Here is a 20,593-nt window from a genome sequence, read left to right as displayed (position 1 = left end):
GATGCTTTTCCATAGCCTGTTTCGTTTTTCGGATTCATCAGTTCTTGTTCTGCTATCGACCGCTGCATCATGGTTCAAACCCCGATTTCTACTAATAGCCACGTAGCTCAGTCGTCGGTTCCGGCGATTAATCCTGTAAAGAAAGTATCCAGACTGGAAGGGATTAAGGAACGTAGTCAGTTTCTCCGGGAACCTGTAGCAACCGAGCTTGCCCAAGACACTACTCATTTCAGTGAAGACGGTATCCAGATCCTGAAATTCCATGGGTCTTACCAGCAAGATAATCGCGATAACCGAGTGAAAGGTCAGGAAAAGGATTACCGCATGATGTTGCGGACCCGCAATCCTGGAGGTTTAGTTTCACCGGAAATGTATCTGACCTTAGATGAGCTGTCGGACAAATACGGCTACAGCAACATTCGGGCTACCACTCGCCAGGCATTCCAGCTCCACGGCATCCTAAAGAAAAATCTGAAGGCCACCATGGCGTCGATTATTCGTAGCATGGGGTCCACCCTGGGAGCTTGCGGCGATTTGAACCGCAATGTGATGGCTGTACCCGCCCCCTTTAAGGACAAACCAGAGTATGTCTATGCCCGGGACTATGCTAATCGGATTGCTGACTTACTCACGCCCCAAACTCCTGCCTACTATGAAATTTGGCTAGATGGCGAAAAGGCCGTCACTGGTGAAGAGCACCCAGATGTCGTCGCTGCGCGTCAGAGTAATGGCAATGGCACCACCTTTCAGGACAGTGTCGAGCCCATTTACGGCACCCACTATATGCCGCGTAAGTTCAAGTGCTCAGTGACTGTACCGGGGGACAACTCCGTAGACGCCTATACCCAGGATGTCACTCTGGTGGTAATTGTTGATGAAAATAAGGAGTTACTGGGCTTTAACGTATTGGCCGGTGGCGGTATGGGACGTACCCATAACAAAGAGGAAACTTTTGCCCGTATTGCTGACGAAATTGGTTATGTAGATAAGGAAGATGTCTATGACCTGGTAAAGGCAATTGTGGCCACCCAGCGTGATTATGGTGATCGTGTACAGCGCCGCCATGCTCGGATGAAGTATCTCATCAACGATTGGGGCGTTGAGAAGTTCCGGGCCAAGGTTGAGGAGTACTTTGGCAAGAGCCTGCAACCTTTTAAACCTTTGCCAGAATGGAAGTTCTATGACTATCTAGGCTGGTATGAGCAGGGCGATGGCAATCTCTTCCTCGGTGTCCATATTGAGAATGGCCGGATTTATGACAATGGTGCATTCAAGATCAAGTCAGCGCTGAAGGAAATTGAATTACGTTATCGGTTGCCCATCCGTCTTACTAGCAACCAAAGTCTGTTGCTAACGGAGATCAACCCAGCTGATAAGGACGAAATTGACCGTATCCTAACTAGCAACGGCATTGAAGCAGATAATCAAATCAATCTGCTTCACCGCTATGCCATGGCTTGCCCAGCTCTACCTACCTGCGGCTTGGCGGTTACTGAGTCGGAAAGAGCTATGCCCACTGTGCTTGACCGAATTCAAGCACTGCTGAATAAGCTAGGGCTAAAGAAAGAACACTTTGTGATTCGCATGACCGGTTGCCCCAATGGCTGTGCCCGCCCCTACATGGCTGAACTTGGCTTTGTGGGTAGCGCGCCTAATTCCTATCAGCTGTGGCTCGGAGGTTCGCCTAATCAAACTCGATTAGCCCAGCCTTACATGCAGAAAATGAACATTGATGATCTGGAGAGTACTCTAGAGCCAATGTTTGCCTTCTTTAAGAAAGGTCGCCAGTCTGGTGAAAGCTTTGGTGATTTTTGCGATCGCCTCGGTTTCGACGCGATTCGTAACTTTGCTGAATCCTATGTACCTGCCAAGAAGGCATCAGGTCGTCGTAAGCACCGTGTCGGTGTCTCTGGTGAAGTTTACCTACAGCTGAAGGAAGCCGCCGCCACCAAGGGCATGAGCATGGCACAGATTGCAGAGGATGCGATCGCGACTTATCTTAACAACCAAAGTAACTAGGCCCTTTTCCGGGTTAATCAATGGCTAAATTCACCAGTACTCCCAATCGCTGTGTCATCGTTGACGGCGAGGAGCTTTGGATCAGCCGTAGCGTTACCGTTCTGGCCATTGTCGTGGTCGTTTGTGACGGTAACGCCTACGTCCCCCTGAATAAACGTGGTCCTGACCTGCCGTCTGAGGTCGGCAAGTGGTGTTTAGCAGGGGGCTATCTAGACTATGACGAAACCATCGGTGGGGCTATGCTTCGTGAAGTCTGGGAAGAGCTGGGTCTGGATCTTAAGGAGATCCAGGCAAACCATCGACTAGTGGGTTCCCTTGATCAACCTAGTCTAGTTTTTAGTGAGCCCCGCCACTCCCAAAATGTCACCATGCACTATCCTGTGATGGTGTTTCTCAGTCAAGGTGCAGACCTACCGCCGTTAAATCCTCAGGTAAGCAAGGGCGAAGTCACAGACGTTGGCTGGTTTGAGTTGGAGAAAGCCCTGGAAATGGAATTAGCTTTCAAGCACCAGGAAATTCTACGTCGCTGCCTTAGCAACGAATTTGCTAAGATTTGGCCAGCATCGTGTCTGACCTAACGATATCCGCTCAGACTTTTACATCCGCTCGCCATAATCGATATGCGGCCAATTTCTAAACGTCCCCAACAAATCGCTGACAGTCAGTATCAAGCCTTAAGCACCCAGCATCTTTTTAGTCAGTACATGCTGCAGGACCAAATGCGGGACCAGGTGTTTATGGCGTCATTGAGTACCTTCAAAGCTGAACTACAGCGGATCAAAAAGTCGGCATCACTACGTCATGCAAGCCTTGATTGGTATTTAGACGAACTCAATGAGTTAAGACAGCAGTTTGATACCTACGTCAGCACATTACGTCGCAAAGGGTTAATACAGTTCACTCTACCCATGGAATTAGCCTTATTCGCCACCCGCAGCCAGTGGTTTATAAACTACCAAGGACCACAGATTCGTCGGGGATGGCAGCAAGCGGCCCAAGGCTTTCAGCAAATGTCTAACCCAGAAAAATAATAGCCACTAGCCTGAGTGTAGTTGTACGTTGACAAGACCCAAATCAAAATAGTCAGGATCAAAGTCCCCACCGACTTCATCCCATCGGGTCAAATATTGCGGGTCATCGGGGTCATCGAGAATTTCTATTAGCTCGTTGTAACCCCAAATACCGCCACAGCCTTCGGGAGGGCAGCGTAATTCTCCGGTGATGCAGTGGGGATAATGGCCTTGAGGGTCGGCGGGCAAAATCATTTCCACCTCTATAGTGTGAAACCAACCGTCACGTAGGTCATACACGTAACAGAACTGCACCAGATCATCCCTAATGATTTCATTAAGGGGCATTTGCAACAGAGAGGGCTCAGTATCAGATCGCTGCTTACCAATGCGGTAATGATAGTTCGATAAATTTTGCCACCCCATGGCAATTTGCACGATGCGATGCAATTCTTCTAAGTTTGTGGTGGCATTGACCAATAATCGTCGCCATATAGGCGGTTCGCTATCGGTTAAAGTCAGTTTGATTTGATAAATTCGCTCATTGGGCATCAAAGGGCGGCTCCATGTTCGGCTAACCAATCCTCACCCAATTGAATTGTAATATCTGAGTTAAGGTTGCCAGTACTTTCAACCCGCACCTCACCAATGCCTAAAAACTGCTTTAGCATTGATGCACTGGCACGATCACCACGTTGAGCAACGATGCGGGTTTCAGCAAGTGCCTCGTTCAAATCGTAGCCAACACTCACATTGCGATAGCCACTATCGTAGAGAGTATCCACCAAAGACTGGATTGCAACTTCATCACCAGTACTGTCTTGAATCACCACGCTTAAATAGGAAGGGCTGGTAGCCTCCATCATCTGAGCGGCATCTAACCCAAAGTATTGCTCAACCATCTCATCAATTTTTGCGTAATTTGGGAGCCAGTAGCTAAGACTATATTCTGTCGGACTACTAAAGTTACCTGGCAGCATCAACATCTGCACGTCTGAACGGCTAGTTTGAGACCCGTAACCTACCAATGCCACCAATTCTTCTACTGAGAGGTTGGTATCAACATGGGACTGAATAACTGACAAAATCTTCGGGAGTCGGGCGATGGTTGCTGGATTAAGCGTTTGCTCAATGACAGCCCGCATCATTGTCTGCTGGCGCTGTACCCGCCCAATATCGCCATTCTCGTCGTAGCGAAACCGTAGAAATTGCAGCGCCTGATTGCCGTCTAAAGTTTGTCGACCCGCTTTCAGATTGATGTACAGATGCTGGCTATCGTCCTGATATTTCATATCCTGTGGCACATTAACCGTCACGCCGCCCAGAGCATCCAGCAGTTTTTCCACACCCTGCACATTGATACGAACATAGCGGTCGATCGCCACCCCCCCTAGCAAGTCGCTGATGGACTCTGCTGTTAATGCAGGCCCCCCATCCAAATTAGCTTCATTGATTTTTGTCAACATACCATTGACCAATGCCCTGGTATCACGGGGAACAGACATCACCACGAGCTGCCCCGTGCGCGGATTGAAACGCAGCAGCAGCATGGTATCTGATAGGCCCTCAAAGGAGTTAACCAGGGCGTGATATCCCAAGTCCTCCGCACCTGCAACAGACCGATCGAGATCAGAGGTTAGAACTTTGACCCCAAGCACCAGAATATTCACCGGTCTGGTCAAACGGGGGAGGCGCAAACTACTGGTCGCAAGGATAGGTTCATCCTCGCTGAAAACAGCCGCTTCTTCAGGTGACAGCTGACTCTGTAACAGTGGCTGACTATTCATAGACACCGCCAGCAATGCCCCCGTAGCCGCTGAAAACGTCGCTACACTGGCCAATGACACAGTGATCCATGCCCACTTAGGTATGCCCAACCACCCACGACGTTTACGCTGCTTGGGCAATACCGCCTTCTTTATTGGCTGTTTAGCTGATTGTTTTTTGCGGTGTGGGATGGACACAGAATGACCTCAAACCTGGAGAATAATAATTGAGAAGAAGGGCTATGAAAGCGGAAATGTAGCCGTTAGTTTAGCGACTATTGGCCACAATTGACTAATTAATATAGCTACCCTTGCCCAAGGTAATGGAAAACTGCCATACATCAGGGACAGCAGTCCAATTTTTAGCAGAATAGTAGCAGTATTTTTCTGAAAAGACGGATCTTTTCAAAACGCAACATTAATCCGGTAGCCGGCGGCTTAGCTGGCTAACGCCTGGGAGCTTAGTCGATTTCCCTTGGAATATCCGTAGCATCAGCCATAGATTTGTCAGAAAATAGCCGCTCCCCACAAAGCTACTCGCAATCCAAAATCGTAGGGTCGCCAGCTGGGAAAATTCGCTATGGGCACCCGCACTCAGCAACACAGTTGCTAATAACCATCCCATTCCCAAGACAACGGCTAAGCGACTTACTTGCTTTAGCTGGGCATCAGGTTCATGGGGAGTACCATAAAGAGTTAACAGAGAGGCAGGAATGCCTAAAACTGGCACAAGGTTTAGATAGAGCCGTAGCCGCAATAGATAGTTAGGTGATGATTGTTTCACAAATAACCTTGACTGCTAACTACCGAAAAACGAGAAATAAGGCTGAATAACGAACAGAACAATCGATAATGTGCGCTGAAAGCTTAAGTGTTTTAGCGGAAGAAATGTATATCTATATTCAATATTATACTTTCACTTTGTAGATACATTTTGGGCTGGAAGGATCGTAATGAACGAAGCATTTTTAACCAATATAGCTAGCAATGCTACCAGCATTCTGATCGCAGTTGGCCTCAAAATTGTTGGGGCGCTCATTTTCTGGATTGTAGGTCGTTGGCTGATCAAGTTTGCCATTGGTTTGTTGACCCGTAGCCTTAAAAACACCACCATTGATCCAACACTAATTATCTACCTTAAATCTACCGTTGGTGTTGTACTAAATGTTGTTTTAGTGGTTGCCATTTTAGGTTTCTTTGGCATTGAAACTACATCTTTTGCGGCCCTATTAGCTGCTGCTGGCATTGCAATTGGCGCAGCTTGGAGTGGTCTATTAGCTCACTTTGCAGCTGGAGCGTTTCTAGTTATTTTGCGTCCCTTCAAAGTCGGTGATTTTGTTGCAGCAGGCGGAGTGACAGGCACTATTGAAGAAGTTGGTTTATTTGTTACCAAAATCAACACTATGGACAATGTAATGACGATTGTCGGCAACAACACAATTTTCTCGGATACAATTCAAAACTTCTCTACCAATCCCTATCGCCGTGTTGATTTAGTTGCTCAGCTCGATAATGCTGTGGAGCCTAGCCAAGCGATCGCACTACTTAAAGAAAAACTAGCTGCCATTCCCAATGTCATGACAGAGCCTGCTCCAGATGTCGAGATTCTGGAATTCAATCCCATGGGTCCTGTTTTGGCAGTACGCCCCTATTGCAACAATAACGACTACTGGCAGGTGTATTTCGATACCAATAAAGTGATTCGCGAGGGCTTTGGTCAAGCTGGTTTCCCAGCACCTGCTCAGCACTTTACTGTGCATCAGCGAGCAGCCTAGAAACGAAGTCTCTCAAGAAACTGACATGTAGATGAAACGGTGAAACCATACCAACGCTCGGCAACACCATTTTGTTAATCCTAACGATTGACTAAAATCAACCTCAAGAGCGATAGACACGTCTATCGCTCTTTTTGATGGAAAGTTTTGACCGATAGCTAGCTGAAAGACAGTTAAGCGCGTAAGCAAAGCAGTATGATCAAGCACTTAGCTCATATTGTCATGCTAAGCACATAAATCCATGAATGCGCTAGGTCAAATCTCATCTGCTCAGTCTAATCAGCTATTGACCCAAGTTCGAAATATCTCTGTAGATATTGGCTTACAGATTATTGTTGCAATTATCATTCTAATCGTGGGTCGTTGGATGGCCTCGTTTGTCAAGCAGCTGATTAAAAAGCTAATGGCAAAGGCTCGCATTGAGCCAACGTTAATCTCTTTTGCTAGTAATATCCTTTATTACGGGACCTTAGCCTTTTTTATTTTGGCAGCCCTGGGTCAGCTAGGAATTGAAACAACATCGCTGGTTGCTGTTCTGGGTGCTGCAGGCCTGGCGATAGGTTTGGCCTTGCAGGGATCGCTGTCAAACTTTGCCGCAGGCATCTTAATCATTTTATTTCAGCCCTTTCGAGTAGGAGACTGGATAGAAGCGGCTGATATCAATGGCATTGTGGAAGAGATCCAAGTGTTTACAGTTATCCTACGCACCTTGGACAATCGCACCGTAATTGTGCCGAACAGCAAGCTGACCGATAACAACATCATTAATTATTCAGCCAAGGGAATATTGCGGGTGGATCTGGTAATCGGTGTGGCCTATCAGGAAAATTTGGCCAAGGTTAAACAATTGACCTTGGAAGTTTTGGCAGGTCAAGACTTGGTGCTAGCAGAGCCTAAACCTACGGTAGGGGTCCTAGAGCTGGCTGATAGCAGCGTTAATCTGGCTGTGCGGCCTTGGACTAAAACTGAGAACTACTGGAATGTATATTTCGGCGTTCAGGAATCCCTTAAAACACGGTTTGATGAAGTTGGCATTAGTATTCCATTCCCTCAGAGAGAGGTTCATCTAATAGGGAGAAATAACGGGAATAATTCCTAAAAAGCTATTCTATTTTGAGTTTGAGAGGAGTCCATTGAGACGTTCTACAATCTTTTTATCCCTGACACTACAAGGATCCTGGGCGACTGCTGAGGTGGAATTGCGCTAGGATGGATGTAGAATCCAGAGAGTGGCACTCTTTTGTCAATTTTTCCGGTCTAATATTTTTTAAGATAGCGTAGGGGTAAGTGATGCTGGAATCATATCGCAAACATGTAGCTGAAAGAGCGTCATTGGGGATTCCTCCACTACCGTTAACTGCTGAGCAAACAGCTGATCTCTGTGATCTACTTAAGCAGCCGCCTGAGGGTGAATCTGAGTTTTTGATGCATCTGTTGTGCGATCGCATTCCCCCCGGAGTTGACCAAGCATCCTACGTAAAAGCATCCTTTCTAACCGCCATTGCCAAGGGCGAAACCACGAGTCCATTGATATCGCCCCTAAGAGCCGTGCAGCTACTCGGCACAATGTTAGGTGGTTATAACGTCCAGTCCTTGGTAGATCTACTTAAATCTCCAGATGCAGAACTGGCCCAAGCTGCCACCGATGCACTCAAGAAAACACTGCTTGTATATGACGCCTTTAACGACGTACTAGCGCTAGCCAAGGGCAAGGATAAAGGCAGTGACTACGCCCAACACGTTGTAGATGCCTGGGCTACAGCGGAGTGGTTCACCAGTAAGCCCGAGGTTCCCGACACCATCGATATCACTGTTTTCAAGGTCCCTGGTGAGACTAATACAGATGACCTTTCCCCTGCCCCCCATGCCACTAGCCGTCCAGACATCCCCCTGCATGGTTTGGTGATGCTCGAGTCTAAAATGCCCAATGCCCTAGAAACCATTGCCGAGCTAAAAACCAAGGGTAATCCGGTGGCTTACGTAGGGGATGTTGTTGGTACCGGGTCCTCTCGCAAATCGGCGATGAACTCTGTTATCTGGCATTTGGGTGAAGATATCCCCCACGTTCCTAACAAGCGGACAAGCGGCTACATCCTCGGTGGCAAAATCGCGCCTATCTTCTTCAATACAGCAGAAGATTCGGGTGCTCTCCCCATTGAGTGCGACGTCTCCCAGATGGAAACTGGCGATGTCGTTACCATCCATGTGCGCAAAGGCGAAATTACCAAGGATGGCGCTGTCATTGCCACCTTTAGCCTCACACCTGACACCCTGCTAGATGAAGTCAGAGCCGGTGGACGCATTCCCCTAATGATTGGCCGTGCGCTCACAGATAAAACTCGTGCAGCTTTAGGCCTAGCACCTAGCGATGTATTTATTCGTCCTGCTGCGCCTACTGAGACTGGCAACGGTTACACATTGGCCCAGAAAATGGTGGGTAAAGCCTGTGGTTTGCCCGGTGTGCGACCGGGTATGTCCTGCGAACCACTGATGACGACGGTGGGTTCTCAAGACACCACTGGTCCGATGACCCGCGATGAGATGAAGGAGCTGGCCTGTCTTGGCTTTAGTGCGGGGCTAGTGCTACAAACCTTCTGCCATACTGCAGCCTATCCAAAGCCAGTGGATGTAGAGACCCATGCCACATTGCCAGATTTCTTTTCCTCTCGCGGTGGTGTTGCCCTACAGCCTGGGGATGGCATCATTCACTCATGGCTAAACCGCATGCTGATGCCCGACACTGTGGGCACAGGCGGAGATTCCCATACCCGTTTCCCCTTAGGTATTTCCTTCCCAGCTGGGTCTGGTTTAGTCGCCTTTGCAGCTGCCATCGGTGCAATGCCTCTGGACATGCCCGAATCGGTTTTAGTCAAATTTAAAGGTGAATTACAGCCTGGCATTACACTGCGGGACATCGTTAATGCAATTCCCTACGTAGCTATCCAAAAAGGTCTACTCACCGTCGAGAAGAAGAATAAGAAAAATGTTTTTTCCGGTCGCATTATTGAGATGGAAGGAATGCCTGATCTGAAGCTGGAGCAAGCCTTTGAGTTAACTGATGCAACGGCAGAGCGTTCTGCAGCAGGCTGTACCATCAAGCTTAGCGAAGAGACTGTGGCTGAGTATCTACGGTCCAATGTGGCACTGATGAAGAACATGATCGCCCGTGGGTATGCCGATGCTCGTACTTTGGCACGGCGAATTGCGGCGATGGAAGATTGGCTGGCCAATCCTAGCCTGATGTCAGCGGATGCAGATGCAACCTATGCAGAGGTGATCGAGATTGACCTCAACGAGATTAAGGAACCTCTGGTGGCTGCACCGAATGATCCTGACAACATCAAAACTCTTTCAGATGTTGTTGACGACAAAGTTGATGAGGTCTTCATCGGCTCCTGTATGACTAATATTGGCCACTATCGAGCATCAGCAAAAGTGCTAGAAGGGGCTGGTACTGTTAAGGGACGTCTTTGGATTTGTCCACCCACTCGGATGGATGAACAGCAGCTGCGTAAGGAAGGCTACTACGGCACCTTTGCCGCCGCTGGAGCCCGAACTGAGATGCCTGGATGTTCGCTTTGCATGGGGAATCAGGCCCGTGTGGAAGATGGTGCAACAGTCTTTTCTACGTCCACCCGCAATTTCAATAACCGGATGGGTAAAGGTGCTCAGGTATATCTAGGTTCTGCAGAACTGGCAGCTGCCTGTGCATTGCTGGGCCGAATTCCCAACATGGAAGAATATTTGGAGATTGTTGCGAAGAAGCTCGATCCCTTTGCAGATGAACTGTACCGCTATTTAAACTTTGATCAACTCAAAGGTTTTGAGGACGAAGGGCGTGTGCTTTCAAAAGATGAAGAAGAGAAGATTGAAAAAGAAGCACTCTCAGTAAACTAAAGAAAGCTTTAGGCCAGGGCTAACTGTATGGGCTCTGGCCTGTTGAACTCAGGAGAAGAAAAATGAGTGATTCATTAACCCGTCAAACCTGTATTCCTTGTAGTGGCAAGGTTCCACCCGCCAGTGAGGCGGAAGTAGCGGAACTTAAGCCTCAGATTCCGGATTGGGATATTATCTCCGTAGAGGGCATCCCTCAATTACAACGGGTTTACCATTTTAGTGATTTTCAGACCGCCCTGGGGTTCACCAACAAAGTCGGTGATCTGGCTGAAGGGGAGCAACATCATCCGGCTCTACTGACTGAATGGGGTAAGGTCACAGTCACCTGGTGGACCCATGCTCTAAATGGGCTGCATCGAAATGATTTCATTATGGCTGCCAAAACCGATAAAGCTGCCCAAGGATTAACCAGTGATGTTATGGCACCATCTCATCAGGCTGATTGAGCGTATGCCATGTATCTGGAATCTCATCATCGGCAACTAGGAGACGTCGCATGTCCCGGTGAGGGCATATGCTTGGATGTTAATTCTGGGTGTTGATTAAAATTTAGGCAATTAAGCCTTCTTCACGGGCACGAATCTCAGTTTGAATGCGTATATTTTTATTCGCTTCAGGGTAAACGTCCAGGGCATCCTGGACCTTAGACCAATAATGACGAACGGTGCGTTCTGAAACGTTCATTCTTTCGGCAATTATTTTATCTTTGAGACCTTCTTTGAAGGCTAATTCCAGAACCGTGAGCCATTCGGACCTAACTTCTAAACTTGTCCGCATATCACGGGGTGTATAAATCAAGCCTTGCAAAGCCCAAGCGACTTTAGTCAGCATTTCTTTCATCGGCAATTTTTTATCGATAATGGTAAAACCTGCCTGATGAATCGCAATCTGAGGCTTGAGCCGAATCAGTGAACGTATATGGGCACTTTGTACAACAATATTAAGTTCTGGGTAGGTTTCCATGACCTTTCGTAGAAGCTCAATGCCTGTATCCACTTCAGAGGGTGTTTGAGCATCCTGAGGAATGGATAAGTCCATGATCAAGAGATCGGGTAATGCGATTGATAATTCCCCTTGGGCCGATTGAGCTGTGTTGGCTGTGGTAATGGCTGCGTCAGGATATTCTTGTAATAAGGCACTGATAGTGCCACTTAAGATTGCTTCATGATCATCAACAATAAGTATCTTGTTACAGGGATAGTCAGAGGCCATGATTTAGACTTGCAATAAAAGATGCGGCATTTTATTCAGGATTTGAGCTGTATTTGCCACTGCAATATCTAACTTAGCTGATCCAGTTGGTAATCTTATCTGTCTTTAGTGTGAGGTATAGGTAGTCAGTGTTAGGGAGTAGGCCAGTTAGCCTCGTCCTAGTGACCAGAAAGCAGACCTAACCCCTAATTCCTTAGTCAATGCTTAAACTTAATCAACTGCCGAGATCTGTCGAAGTTGAGCCCCAATTTCAACATCTTCAAATTCAGCCAGACTAGTTAGTAACTCACGTCTATAGTCATTTTCCTCAGGGGTTAGCAACGGATCTGATAGGAGTGCCATGGCGTCGTACCATAGCCCTGCGATCGCATATTCTTGAGCCTGTTGCACCCGATTACCGTCTACCGCACTCAGGTCAATGGGACGGCTAACCACCTCAAACTGTGCGCCTGTGACCTGAGCACTGGATGGACGATCAGGGATGCAAGTTAGCACAATTTGCCACTCATAGACACTGCCTATTTCCAACTCTAGGGTGGCGGGTACCGTATAACTCATATAGCCTTGCGTGCTCAGGCCAATGTCTAACCCTTCCACAATATCGGCCCAACCCTCACCGGTATATTGGTATAAATTTAGCTGAACGTTATAGGCCTTGGCATCAGGTACATACCAAACCAATGTTGGTTGTGTTGTCAACGTTTGTCCCACCGAGTGTTGTGGGGCAAGGGCTAGTAAATCAAGGGCTGAGGCATCGTCACATCCCCCTCGACGTCCCCCTGAAAGCGTCGGTCCTTCAGGGGCCTTTGTATCTTCCGATGGCATGTAGGCTGCGATCGCAGACACTGAGATCCCTAAAATGGTACTGATCAGCGCTAAGCAGGTTAACCGAGTCAATCTACTACCTAAGGGAAGAAATGGCATATTAAGAGATTTTAGTATGCTGAAATCTTGCATTTTCTTGAGCTTAGCTAATTTCACCTAGGTTTGGAAATGGGCCATCTTAATTCGCAACATGTGCCATGGGGGGATACTGAAAAGCGTTTGAATTGTCCCTTTAAGTGGTGAGCTAGCTGCTGAGCCTGCCAGGTGCCTCTACCTCCTTCTAGCCGATTGATGTACTTAGAGTCGTCCTTAAGAACAGTTTTGCCATTATCCTGAACTAAAATGAGATTTTCGTTTTCTGTGGCCAGGCAATTGACTGTTAACTTTGTAGCGCCCTGAGCGTATCTACCTACATTACAGAGGGCTTCTTCGAGGAAACGACAGAGATATCGCTTTTCTTCCCTGCCCAATCGTGAATCCTCCATAGATTCAAACTGAACTACGTTAAATTTAATGGATTTAAAGTGTGGAAAATCTCTTTGTATTGTTTGCTCAAACACTTCATAAAGCAACTCATGCAGAACCATATCAAGGTCTAAAGTAGGCCCCTGACTTTGCAGATGAAGTTGGTTATTTTGCGGTTTAAGTTCTTCTTCTAAGGTGTTGTAAACAGCCCGAATCTCTTGATTGAGTTGGTCAAGCTTAGCGGATAGTTGGGGGCGATCTATCGTTTTATCTGGATCATCAACATCTTTTAGAATGAGAGCTAAGGTTTGTAGGGGACCGTTGTGAACAGCATTGTATGTGTGGCGGATGACCCGTTGACCAGCTTCGATGCGCGATCGCAACATCTGGTCATATAATAATATCCCCGGCAAGACTAGGCCATTCAGTAAAAAGGCAATCAATGGCGGCTCTAATGGTAGCCACCAGCCCACGGACAAGGCCACATAGCTGGTAAACACCAAACCTACGCCCGTCATCAGCACCAAAATCAAATGCCGCGACGGTGTGGGGACCACACCCACCAGCACAATTCCCGCAATCCCCCACCATAAAATCCATAGGTATTCTCCAATGTCTGGCAGGCTGCGCAGTAGGGGACGATTATCTAAGACAGCACTCAGAATCTGGCTGACTACATGGGCATGGATTTCAACGCCAGACACGGCACCAGGATTTTTACCGACAAGGGCAGCGGATGTCACATTATCCTTATGACCTGGAGAAATAATGCCAATGAGAATAACACTGTCTTTAATCCAACTGGGGGAGACATTATCCGCTAACACATCCCTGAGCGGTACCATCCGAAAAGGCGCAGGCCCACTGCGGAAGTTAATCAGTGTTTGTTGGGCATTCGCATCAGCTCTTACGTAACCGCCCGTATTAGGGTAAAACGGTTCAATTTCTACAGCCCCAAAGCGCATAGAATCAGGATTCTTTAAACCATTTTCTAATGGAATGCCTTCATGCCGTAAATATTCAGACGTGAGACGCATGGCCAGGGAGAATTGATAAACACCAGAGTCTTTAGGTCTCCCTAAAAGACTTCTCCGCACAGCGCCATCATCATCTAACGGATAATCTGAAAACCCTACTCTTTCGTAAGGTAAGGTGGGGGGTGGACCAATACTCTCACCAGTCTGCCCTAAAAATTCGATACCAAAGACATAGGGTAGATCGGCTAAGGCCTCTACAAAATCTTGATTACCTGATTTTTCGGGTAAATCACGAAAAATATCAATGCCCACAGCCCGGGGCTGATATTGGTCCAACTGTCTTAAAAGGGTTGCTAAGGTTTGACCAGGTAACGGGTAGGTGCCCAAGTTTTGAATATCAGTTTCATCAATGGCAACAACCAGCACTCTTGTATCTGTTGTTTCTGCAGATCGAAGTCGTAAAAATAGATCTAACGTTCTCCACTCGATAGCTTGAAATACACCTAAAAGTCTAACTATGATAATTAGCCCCGTTAAGGTCAATCCTGGTAATATTGATAGCTGCCAGTTTTTTAAGCTATTGGGTAAATGTTGCCAGGCAAGAGTAATGTTAGTGTTGTGGGCCATGGGTTATACCCTAAATCAGCAATCGCGAGAATAGCAGTACGCTGACTATTGTCATACAGCTTACCAAATTTAAACAGCGGCTCAAAATGGCTAATCGTCATCAAGAGCTAGATTAAAACAAACGCTAGATTAAGACAGACAAATGAAGACAAAAAATGGACAGATGACATCTTTACTGAAGTCATCCGTCCCATGGAATAAGGCATTCTATACGACAACAAAGTCACTTCTCGTCAGAGATGTACCTGCTGATAGGGTGGCAATCTGGACAGCCTTCGTAGAGCCTGAGCCATCAATATCAAAAGATAACGCTCCAGTTGAACTATTATAGAGCACACGGTCATTGGCATCGGTTGCAGACCCCAGGACAAATTGCTCTGCACCTAATAAACCTTGGGTTAAGCCACCACCTAAGCCACTGGCCACCAGTGTAATTCTGTCGCCTTGGGCACGGACAAAGTCAGTAATGGAATCGATACCATGCTGTAAGGACTTAAACTGGAATTTATCCGCTCCAGCACCCCCCGTAAGGATATCGTTACCAGCACCCCCCACGAGTTGGTCATTGCCTTTATCGCCATTGAGGCGATCGTTGCCAAAACCACCGGTGATGATGTCATGGCCGGCCCCACCATGAATCAGATCATCATCAGCTTGACCATTGAGTTTATCATTACCAGAAAAGCCATAGAGCTTGTCATTACCAAAGCCACCGTAGACGGTATCATCACCGGTGCCGGCCTGAATCTCGTCGGCCCCTAAATAACCACGAAGAACGTCATTGCCTGCCTTACCTCGGAGCACGTTATCAGCGTTATTGCCGTGGATGATGTCGTCACCGGAACCACCATTGGCATTTTCGATTAATGAGCGATTATCCCCATCGTACTGAAGAGCATTATAAACATGACCCTGGGCGTGCTGATTGGGACCTAGCTCTGCCTGTTGAAAGTTACCATCTCTATCTAAATTGCTCCATTTGCCAGGGCGTAAGTCAACGGAGAGATTGGTCGTATAGTTAGAGAAATCGTAGGTGTCATTACCATTGCCATCCCAAATGGTACGGAAGACTTTATTCCCAACCGGTTGCCCTTGACCAACACCGTTGATCGACAGTTCCCCCGTGTCTGTTGAAAACCTATAGACTGTATCGTTGGAGTTATGGTTAAAATTGGCACCATACATCTCTTGTATAGCCCTGATGTCATACATCATCATGGACTGGGGATAACTATCTTGTGCGATTGTATAGCTCCTAACTGGGCTGCCTACGTAAGAACGGTAAGTCATCACCGAGAATTCTATGGAGTCTCGATTGGCATCCATGGCAACTGCTTGCACGCCCTCTTCCGTGCTGTGACCATGTTTAAGACCTAATGCATGGCCAATTTCATGGCCAAAGGTGAGATAGGCATAGTCACCCATTTGAGGATTGTTAAACTGGTTGTTGTCAAACCAAATATCTCCAGCTGCAAAGCTACTATCACTATGCTCTGTACTTCCTGGGAAATCACCGACTCGAGCTGGATTGGCAGCACTAGATTCTGCTATGCGGATAGTGGCATTCCGATCCTGAGCCCCCGTTAGCTCCGTTAATGTTAAGCCAGAGACACTTTCATACATATCCATCCATTCGCGAGCCACAGATCTTTGGGTGGCGTTTAGAGTTTGAAATCCATTTTCAAACTCGGCTGGATAATCTGTTTCTTCCTCATAGTCATTTTTAAAGTTGTTGGTGAAACTGAACGTTACGGTCGTATCTGCCCATCGATGTTCAAGCAGTAGGGCGTCGATATTGTTATCCCCTGTAGATGTATTGTCACTAGATTGAGTGATTTGTCCATATGTCATGGGTCGAACTCCATTAATGCGTTAGGTATTTCAAGAGCGGATTGAGCCTTTCAGTAGCAATGCTTTGTTCTAGGAAATGGATAGAGAGATAACGATGAAATGCATTGCTTGTTGGCTCATTCACACTTCCTAAATTAAGGGTTATTCCCCTTGAAGTCAGGAGAGTTTTATGACACAAGAGATTCTCGCTGTGTCCAATCGACTATCCAAACTTGAGTAAAATAGCCATATAAATGGAGTGTAGATTTTCCGTTTTCTGAGGCGAGCATTGCAGAAAACTACATTTGATTATGGGCAGTCTCGCCCTAGCAGCAAACGACCATCGGCCAGCCGATGCAGGACATTGGGTTCGACAATAGGTTGATCAACGTGCCATGGGCTCGGAGCGTCTTCGTTAGTCAGGGGTTGCACTGGGAGCGCTGAAAACCTGGAGCTAGCAGAGTCGTTAGGACGTAGTGGAAGACCATCAGAGCCCGTAGTGATAAAAGAATCTGGATTTTCTTCTGTGCGGACAATGCAACTGCCAGTGGTAAGTGTGGTGGGATCTACCAAGGCATCTGGCAGTTCGGTCAAACTGTTTTCAATAAAAGAGATATCAGAGATAGTAATACTGCCGTCGATGGCACCACTGGCATTTACATCCACTCGATCATTGCCATTAAACGGTGGTGGACTGCCCGGCACATAATTTTCTCCAAAGAAGGCTGTGTTGAAGGTAATGTCCCCACCGCGTCCATCATCAGCAAACGCTAAAATATCACTGTCATCAAGGGCAATAACCGTATTACCATTAAACGTAATGTCTCCTCCTCCTGATGCGCCGATATTTACAAACGTAACAATATCGCTATCACCTATTAGTAAGACGTTTGTAGCATTGATAGTTATACTGCCTCCAGCAGTATTCTCTGCGTTGGTGAGAATACTGCTATCGTCTGCTCGAAAACTATTGTTGACAGTTAAAAATATATTGCCTGCATCACCATTCCCATCGGAGAATGCACTGATTGTTGCAGCATTACTCATTTCCAAATTGTTGGCTGAAACAACAATATCTCCACCAGTGCCGATGCCATTTTTTCTAAGATTACTAAAAATGCCACTCAAAGAAACAGGATCAGAGTCACTGATAAAGATGGTGTCAGTGACTTTGATCCTCACATCCCCTGCATTGCCAATGCCATCAGAGCTGGCCACCACCCTGGCTCCATTGACTATGTCAAGATTAGCAGCCGTGATGGTGATATCTCCCCCCATCCCGACGGCATTGGGTTCAATGTTGGTTAACGCCGCACTTGGGAAATTCCCATTGGGATTAAACCCATCGAAACGTGCTGTTTCTCTAACATTGAGCACCACATCACCTGCCTGCCCTTGACCAAACACTAACGCACTCAACTGTGCACCATTTGTCACGTCAAGATTACCAGCTGAGATTTGCACTAGGCTGCCATTGCCAACTCCGTCTGAATTCACATTACTAAAAGCGCCACTGCCCAAGAAATTAATTGGATTAAAGCCATCAAATCTAGCTGTTTCAGCGATATCAATGACGACCGTGCCAGCGTCACCTGTACCATTGGTTGATCCTTCAATCTGGGAGCCATTGTTGACTTCCAGCGTGTTAGCTGAAATGTCAACCAAGCCGCCATTGCCTCTCCCTCCAAACCGAATACTACTAGAGATGTCACTAGCTCTACCGTTCGCAGCGTTAAAACCAGTGACTTGCATGGAGTCAGATATGGCAATGATCACACTTCCCGCATCACCTAGACCATTTGAGGAAGCAGCTATTGCTGCCCCATTGGTGACATCAAGCTGATTGGCCGTAATGCTCACAACTCCGCCTGTGCCTTCCCCATCAGAATTAATATTGCTAAGGGCCGCACTCGGAAAGTTTCCCTGTGGATCAAATCCATCAAAGTGGACCGTTTCTGCCACCTCAATCATCACATCGCCTGCATCACCGGTACCGGAGACGGATGAACTGAGTTGTGCCCCATTGGTAACTGCAAGATCATTGGCTAAAATTTGAATCACTCCACCCTGGCCTGATCCAGTACGATTGACGTTACTGAAAGCACCACTAACGATTCCTGTTGCATTATTTACTCCATCAAAGCGGGCCGTCTCAGCAACATCAATTATGATTTGGCCTGCATCACCAATGCCATTGGTTGACGTACTAATCTGTGCACCGTTAGTCACGTTTAAACGTCTGGTATTTAACTCGATATCTCCCCCAGTTCCTGCCCCAGGGCCACTCACCTCGGCAAAAATACCACTGACAAGTGCATTATTTTCATTCAATCCATCAATGGTAGATTGATTAGCGATCGCAAGAAAAATATTGCCACCATTACCCGTTCCAACCAAGGCGGCAGATAGTTGAGCTCCGCCTGCAAGCATCAACTCAGAGGCTCGAATAACGATATTGCCACCGTTGCCTGTACCATTGGCAGCAACATCACTAAAAACCCCTGTTAACCTGCCATTGGTGCTGATGAAATCCACCTCATCATTGGCCAGTATCGTAATATCGCCAACGTCTCCTAAAGCAGTAGTACTAATAACACTGTCAGTAACAGACACATTGTTGCGAGCGTCAATAACTATGTTACTGCTTTCTCCATTAAAGGTGCCGACAACTAATCCATCATTAAATCTTCCATCACCCGTAATCGAAATTGAGCTATTCAACACGGTTGGCTGTGGAAAATATTGATTTGTCAACAGAATCAATCCATCGGGCTGCTCAATACGTGCGTCACCTACGCTGATATCAGCAGTAGATGGGTTAGGTGTAGCAAAGGCTGGTGCAAAAAAAATATCCGTAAACGGATTGAACCCAGTTAAGATTTCTAAAGGAGGATCGCCGATTATCTCGGGTCTAACACCTGCCCTAATATCCAACGTTGGTTGAGCTAAGCCATCAACTGCCAACAGCGTACCGTCCGACAACTCAATTACTTCCCGGATCGCATCAATGCCCAAAATGCCTGGATCTGAGCCAGTAATTGTAGCTGTTCCTAGGGTCACTGAACCACCGGCCAAAATATGGAGCGATGCCCCCTCATATTCATTAATAACAACATCTCCAAACGTTCGAATAATAGGATCGATTGGACTGAATAAGTTACCAGCATCACCATTTAATGTCTCAACCCTAAACCCTCCTCGACTCCAAAAATGAGCATCTCCCCCCACCTCATTCGCACTCTGTAACAATAAATCTCCACCAGAATAAAGACCACTATCTGGATGACTCAACACAACAATATCAACCGTCTCATTTCCTTGAATCCTTAAGTTTCCTGCTGCTGCGGCTATGAAAGGAACGGTTACGGAATCTCGAATACGAACCGTATCTGTACCGAATAGATTGAGACTTCCACCAGATATGACTGGTCCTTGTAAATCCACCTGATCTGCAAACACTGTTAAGTCTTGTCCAGTCGCAAGACTACCTTGGTTGAGCACCACAGATTGTTCTCTTGGTGCTGGTCCCTTCTGTAGCCCCAGTGGGACACTCACTGTCAAAAGTGAACTATCGCTCGGCCCCAATGTACTAAACTCACTACCATCTTCAAACCCAATCCCCTGCGCCGTACTCACAAAGAACGAGCCCAACACATCTAAACTCGCTGCTGGTCCAAAGATCACTCCATTGGGGTTCAAAAAATATAAGCTAGCTGTCCCATCGACTCCTAAGACTCCATCAATCGACGATGGATTTCCCCCGGTTACCCGACTAAAAATTCGCTCAGTTGCCGCAGGATTGGCAAAATAAACCCGCTGATCAAAATCTACATTAAAGTCCCAAAAACTATGAAAAAGATTAATATTTCGCCGTGTTCCTCCCTCAATCAGCTCCGTAGGCAAACCCTGTACCGCCGCGCCAGACGTTACCACCGAAGACTCACCCGGCAACGTATTATCCGGTAGAATCTGAGCCATCATAGTTCCATGGGAGAGCCCAACCAAGCTACTCGTTAATAACAACGTACAGACATGAAACCAACCAGCAGATTGAGTAAATTTCATGGGACGATCTCTTGATTAATAACGATTCAGACATCTATTCTGTTACATTTTGGGAGTAGAGTACGCATTGTATAAATCTGCTAAGTCCTTTCATGAGACATCTGATGCCGTAATGACGTCACAGC

The 20,593-nt window shown here is 46.9% G+C and carries 15 protein-coding genes; 7 read left to right on the top strand and 8 right to left on the bottom strand.

The features are described from left to right. Positions 1-69: 69 nt before the first annotated feature. From sir to DXZ20_RS13820, 3 genes are read left to right on the top strand one after another with little or no spacing between them, the layout of a single operon-like run. A complete protein-coding gene (gene sir / locus DXZ20_RS13830) occupies positions 70-2,019 on the top strand; it encodes a sulfite reductase, ferredoxin dependent (RefSeq protein ID WP_250564908.1) in 1,950 nt (649 codons plus the stop codon). Between the two features lie 20 nt (positions 2,020-2,039). Beyond that, positions 2,040-2,597: an NUDIX hydrolase gene (locus DXZ20_RS13825; RefSeq protein ID WP_163698741.1), complete on the top strand. Its 558-nt coding sequence runs from the start codon at positions 2,040-2,042 to the stop codon at positions 2,595-2,597. Positions 2,598-2,639: 42 nt separating this feature from the next. Further along, complete coding sequence (locus DXZ20_RS13820; protein WP_163663529.1) at positions 2,640-3,050, top strand: hypothetical protein; 411 nt, start codon at positions 2,640-2,642, stop codon at positions 3,048-3,050. A 6-nt stretch (positions 3,051-3,056) separates the two neighbouring features. Here the strand turns inward: DXZ20_RS13820 and DXZ20_RS13815 are convergent, their stop codons facing one another. The 3 genes from DXZ20_RS13815 to DXZ20_RS13805 form a co-directional block, all read right to left on the bottom strand. Continuing rightward, positions 3,057-3,581, bottom strand: coding sequence for a plasmid pRiA4b ORF-3 family protein (locus DXZ20_RS13815; protein WP_163663527.1), 525 nt, complete (start codon positions 3,579-3,581; stop codon positions 3,057-3,059). Continuing rightward, on the bottom strand, positions 3,581-4,993 hold the full coding sequence (locus tag DXZ20_RS13810; RefSeq protein ID WP_163663525.1) for an LCP family glycopolymer transferase: 1,413 nt from the start codon (positions 4,991-4,993) through the stop codon (positions 3,581-3,583). The genes DXZ20_RS13815 and DXZ20_RS13810 overlap by 1 nt, the downstream gene beginning before the upstream one ends. A 220-nt stretch (positions 4,994-5,213) precedes the next feature. Beyond that, positions 5,214-5,579: a hypothetical protein gene (locus DXZ20_RS13805; protein ID WP_163663523.1), complete on the bottom strand. Its 366-nt coding sequence runs from the start codon at positions 5,577-5,579 to the stop codon at positions 5,214-5,216. A gap of 169 nt (positions 5,580-5,748) precedes the next feature. Between DXZ20_RS13805 and DXZ20_RS13800 the strand changes: the two genes are divergently transcribed. From DXZ20_RS13800 to DXZ20_RS13785, 4 genes are all read left to right on the top strand, one after another. Then, complete coding sequence (locus tag DXZ20_RS13800; RefSeq protein WP_163663521.1) at positions 5,749-6,570, top strand: mechanosensitive ion channel family protein; 822 nt, start codon at positions 5,749-5,751, stop codon at positions 6,568-6,570. A 241-nt stretch (positions 6,571-6,811) separates the two neighbouring features. Beyond that, complete coding sequence (locus tag DXZ20_RS13795; protein WP_250565755.1) at positions 6,812-7,669, top strand: mechanosensitive ion channel family protein; 858 nt, start codon at positions 6,812-6,814, stop codon at positions 7,667-7,669. Between the two features lie 191 nt (positions 7,670-7,860). Next, positions 7,861-10,467, top strand: coding sequence for a bifunctional aconitate hydratase 2/2-methylisocitrate dehydratase (gene acnB, locus DXZ20_RS13790; protein ID WP_163698739.1), 2,607 nt, complete (start codon positions 7,861-7,863; stop codon positions 10,465-10,467). Between the two features lie 62 nt (positions 10,468-10,529). Beyond that, positions 10,530-10,913 carry a 4a-hydroxytetrahydrobiopterin dehydratase gene (locus DXZ20_RS13785; RefSeq protein WP_163698737.1) on the top strand — a complete coding sequence of 128 codons (384 nt, stop codon included), beginning with the start codon at positions 10,530-10,532 and terminating at the stop codon, positions 10,911-10,913. Between the two features lie 103 nt (positions 10,914-11,016). Here DXZ20_RS13785 and DXZ20_RS13780 read toward each other — a convergent pair whose 3' ends face one another. The 5 genes from DXZ20_RS13780 to DXZ20_RS13760 all read right to left on the bottom strand — a co-directional run bounded on the left by DXZ20_RS13780 (position 11,017) and on the right by DXZ20_RS13760 (position 20,468). Next, a complete protein-coding gene (locus DXZ20_RS13780; protein ID WP_163663516.1) occupies positions 11,017-11,679 on the bottom strand; it encodes a response regulator transcription factor in 663 nt (220 codons plus the stop codon). A 210-nt stretch (positions 11,680-11,889) separates the two neighbouring features. Further along, positions 11,890-12,603 (bottom strand): DUF928 domain-containing protein, encoded by a 714-nt coding sequence (locus DXZ20_RS13775; RefSeq protein WP_163698735.1) that lies wholly within the window; start codon positions 12,601-12,603, stop codon positions 11,890-11,892. A 53-nt stretch (positions 12,604-12,656) separates the two neighbouring features. Then, the gene (locus DXZ20_RS13770) at positions 12,657-14,573 is read right to left on the bottom strand and encodes a sensor histidine kinase (RefSeq protein ID WP_163698733.1); all 1,917 of its coding nucleotides are present in this window, start codon (positions 14,571-14,573) and stop codon (positions 12,657-12,659) included. Positions 14,574-14,780: 207 nt separating this feature from the next. Further along, positions 14,781-16,424, bottom strand: coding sequence for a M10 family metallopeptidase (locus tag DXZ20_RS13765; RefSeq protein WP_163698731.1), 1,644 nt, complete (start codon positions 16,422-16,424; stop codon positions 14,781-14,783). Positions 16,425-16,712: 288 nt separating this feature from the next. Next, entirely contained in the window at positions 16,713-20,468 is a 3,756-nt protein-coding gene (locus tag DXZ20_RS13760) for a two-partner secretion domain-containing protein (protein WP_163698729.1), read from the bottom strand. Between the last annotated feature and the right edge of the window lie 125 nt (positions 20,469-20,593).

The organism is Adonisia turfae CCMR0081, assembly GCF_011009555.1.
Taxonomy (GTDB): Bacteria; Cyanobacteriota; Cyanobacteriia; order Phormidesmidales; family Phormidesmidaceae; genus Leptothoe; species Leptothoe turfae.
This window is presented reverse-complemented; position numbering and strand designations above follow the sequence as displayed.